This is a genomic window from Actinoplanes sp. NPDC048791, from assembly GCF_040650095.1.
Classification (GTDB): Bacteria; Actinomycetota; Actinomycetes; order Mycobacteriales; family Micromonosporaceae; genus Actinoplanes.
Genome location: NZ_JBEZGQ010000826.1, coordinates 1 through 3756, shown reverse-complemented (window position 1 = coordinate 3756; position 3756 = coordinate 1). Strand labels below are relative to the sequence as shown.

The 3756-nt window shown below is 71.8% G+C and carries 2 protein-coding genes and 1 pseudogene; 1 reads left to right on the top strand and 2 read right to left on the bottom strand.

Annotation, left to right across the window (positions count from 1 at the left end; translation table 11 throughout):
* Together AB0C29_RS37835 and ligA are read right to left on the bottom strand one after the other, a co-directional pair.
* Nucleotides 1–416 (bottom strand): annotated as a pseudogene (locus AB0C29_RS37835) (GGDEF-domain containing protein); the annotation flags it as partial.
* A gap of 678 nt (nt 417–1094) precedes the next feature.
* On the bottom strand, nt 1095–3371 hold the full coding sequence (gene ligA / locus AB0C29_RS37830) for an NAD-dependent DNA ligase LigA (protein WP_360830978.1): 2277 nt from the start codon (nt 3369–3371) through the stop codon (nt 1095–1097).
* A 103-nt stretch (nt 3372–3474) separates the two neighbouring features.
* On the opposite strand from ligA, the gene AB0C29_RS37825 reads away from it, so the two are divergent.
* The coding region (locus tag AB0C29_RS37825; protein WP_360830975.1) for a type II toxin-antitoxin system PemK/MazF family toxin at nt 3475–3756 on the top strand (282 nt) is incomplete at its 3' end.

Genomic DNA, 3756 nt, shown 5'->3' with positions numbered 1-3756 from the left:
TCCACGCCCCACCGCTGCACCCGGCGCCGGCGGCGACCGGCACTCGCGCACCGGGCGAAGAGCACGTCGACGCCGGTGCGGGCGCCGATCCACGCAATCGCGGCGGCGACGGTGAGCAGGGCGTCGTCCCAATGCGGCTGGGCGCCGACATGGAGACCGGCGAGGGCGGCGACGGCGGCGGCTCCGGCCAGGGCCACAGCGTGCTGCACGGCCAGGTGCAGGGCGCGGCGAGGGGACTGGCGCATCCGTACGCCGGCGACGGCCATGGCAGCCAGTTGTACGGCCAGCGCGGGCACAAAACCCCAGGCGAGCACGATGCCGAAGGTGAAGCAGATGGACGGCAGGATCACGGAACTGGCCCGCCGGTTGGCGACGACGTAAGGCCGCGCGTCGACGGCCAGGGCGAGGGCGGCCATGACCCAGAAGGCGGTGGGCAGTTCCTCAAAGGTGCGCGGCGAGGTGAGCCAGAGGACGAGGTCGACCAGGAGGGCGCCGCCGACGGCTGTGACCGCGCCTCGCCGGGCGGTGACCGGGCTGGTCCCGGCCGGTGACGACTCGAACGGCGCTCCGAGCAGCGCCGATGCCGGCATTTCCGGCGTCGCCGCGGACTTGCCGGCGCCGGCCCGCCGGCCACCGGGCCTCCAGCCGCGCGACCTCCAGCCCCGCAGCCATCCACCCCGTGCCCCTAGGCCGCCTGACTCCGGCCCGCGCGACTCCCGGTCACGCGGCTCCCGGTCACGCGGCTCCCGGCTGCGGGTCTCGCGGCCGTCAGACCGCCGACCGGCAGCTCCCCCGCCGGGCAATGCATGATCCAGCGAACCGCCATCCGCGCGCACGTCGGTGATCGGCTCGCCGGCCGGCTGCTCTTCACCCGGCATGGAGCTGCGCTGTTCTGCGGCACCCATGCGACCTCCACGGTGGCGTCGACCGAACGATCTTCCTCACCATAGATCCGCATGGACAAAACTACGCGAAACAGACTCGCCGTTACCAAATTGCCGTATCGACCTGAACGTGGAACCTCCCGAGATTCACCCGTTGGTGGATCTTCACCGGCGGCACGCCCAGCATCGCGGCCGCCTGCTCGGCGTGTCCTATTCGGCCGGCTCAGCCGCCTTCTTCCTCGGCTTCCGGGCCGCCGCGGCCTTCTTCGGCTCGCCGTCCGCCGCTTCCTTGGGCGCGTCCTCGGCGATCTCGGCCACCGCCCGAGCCGCCTCCGGCCCGTCGGCCAGCAGCACCGCGAACCCGTCCTCGTTGAGCACCGGCACCTTCAGCGACAACGCCTTGTCGTACTTGCTGCCGGGGTTGTCCCCTACCACCACGAACGCCGTCTTCTTGGACACCGAGCCGCTGACCTTGCCGCCCCGCGCCAGCACCGCCTCGGAGGCCTCGTCGCGGGTGTGGGTCGACAGGGTGCCGGTCACCACCAGGGTCATGCCGGCCAGGGGCCGCGGCCCGGTGTCGGTGCGTTCCTCGGCCATCTTGACGCCGGCCTCGCGCCACTTGCGGACGATGTCGCGGTGCCAGTCGACGGCGAACCACTCCCGCAGGCTTTCCGCAATCGTGGGCCCGACGCCGTCGACCGCTGACAGCTCCTCGATCCGGCCTTCCTCGACCGCGGCCTCGATGGCCGCCATCGAACCGAACTCCAGCGCCAGCGCCCGGGAGGCGGTCGGGCCGACGTGCCGGATCGACAACGCCACGAGGACCCGCCACAGTGGCCGGCTCTTGGCCTCCTCGAGCTTTTCCAGCAGCTTGACCGCGTTGGTGCCCAGGGTGCCGTCCATGTTGACGAAGAACGGTGAGCGCAGCAGGTCATCGGCGGTCAGGCTGAACAGGTCGCTCTCGTCGGTCAGCACCGAGGACTCGTAGAGCGCGCGGGCGGCCTTGTAGCCGAGGACCTCGATGTCCAGGGCGTTGCGGCTGGCCAGGTAGAAGAGTCGTTCGCGCAGCTGCCCCGGGCAGTAGTGCTGGTTGGGGCAGCGGATGTCGACGTCGCTCTCCTTGGCCGGAGCGAGCGGGGTGTCGCACTCGGGGCACCGGGTCGGCATCACGAACTGGTGCGCGTCGTCGGGCCGCAGGTCGATGACCGGACCGAGGATCTCCGGGATCACGTCGCCGGCCTTGCGCAGCACCACGGTGTCGCCGATCCAGACGCCCTTGCGCTCGACCTCGCGGGCGTTGTGCAGCGTCGCCTGGGCCACGGTTGAACCGGCCACCAGCACGGGCTCCAGCACCGCGTACGGCGTGACCCGCCCGGTGCGCCCCACGTTGACCGCGATGTCGAGGAGCTTGGTGGTGACCTCCTCGGGCGGGTACTTGAAGGCGATCGCCCAGCGGGGCGCCCGGCTGGTCGAGCCGAGCCGGCCCTGGATGGCGACCGAGTCCACCTTGACCACCACGCCGTCGATCTCGTGCTCGACGTCGTGCCGGTGCTGGCCGTAGTACGCGATGTAGTCGCGGACCTCGGCCATCCCGTCGACCAGCCGCCAGCGGTCACTGGTGGGCAGCCCCCAGGAGCGCAGGGCCTCGTACGCGTGGGACTGCGAATCCGGCCGGAAGCCTTTCCGGGCGCCGATGCCGTGTACGACCATCCGCAGGCCGCGGGACGCGGTGATCCGCGGGTCCTTCTGCCGCAGGCTGCCGGCGGCCGCGTTGCGCGGGTTGGCGAACGGGGCCTTGCCCTGCTCGACCAGCGAGGCGTTGAGGTCGGCGAACGCGGACGCCGGGAAGTAGATCTCGCCGCGCACCTCGAGCAGCTCGGGCGGGTTGTCGTCGGCCAGCCGGTCGGGGATCTCGCGGATGGTGCGGACGTTGGAGGTCACGTCCTCACCGGTGCGCCCGTCGCCGCGGGTGGCGCCCCGCACCAGACGGCCCTTTTCATAGGTCAGGTTGATGGCGAGGCCGTCGACCTTGAGCTCGCAGATGAACTGCACCGGGCCGCCCGCGTCCCGCTCGGTGCGCTCGGCCCAGGCGCCCAGCTCGGCGTCGTCGAAGACGTTGTCGAGGGACAACATGCGCTCGGCGTGCTCGACCGGGGTGAACAGGGTGGAGAAGGTGCCGCCGACATTCTGCGTCGGGGAATCAGGGGTGCGCAGGGCCGGGAACTGCTCCTCCAGAGCCTCCAGCTCGTGCAGGAGCTTGTCGAACTCGGCGTCGGAGACCGTCGGGGAGTCGAGGACGTAGTAGCGGTACTGATGGCCGCGGACCTCGTCGCTCAGCTCGGCGTGCCGGGCGCTGGCCTCCGGGGTGGGCTCGGCACCGGCGGCGGCGACCTGCTCGGCGGTCGGCCGGCCCTCCGCGACCTGCTCGGCGACCGCAGCCGCCTCGGCACCGTCGGCGGGCGTATCGACAGGCTGCTTTTCCGGCACCGGGAGACCTCCGTGGTTCGTTCTTCTCTACCGGCACGTTAGTCGCCCGGTCCGACAAAACCATCGACATGCGCGGCCGGCGGCGCCCGGGTACGTTCTGCCGGTGGCGGACTGGTGGCTGTGGGCGGGTGGAGCTGCGGTGCTGGTCGCGGCCGGCTGGTGGCTGCGCCGGCGGTGGCGGGCCGGGCGGCCGAGCAGCGGCGACATCTGGTGGGCCGACGTGCCCTATGCCCGCGGGCAGGGCTCGAAGCTGCGCCCGTGTCTGGTGCTGCGCCGCCGCGGCGACGGCATCGTGGTCCTGAAGATCACCAGTCAGGACAAGAGCCATCGCCGCGACCACGTGCTGATCCCGACCCGCCGGTGGGACGCGCGGGCGAGCCATGAC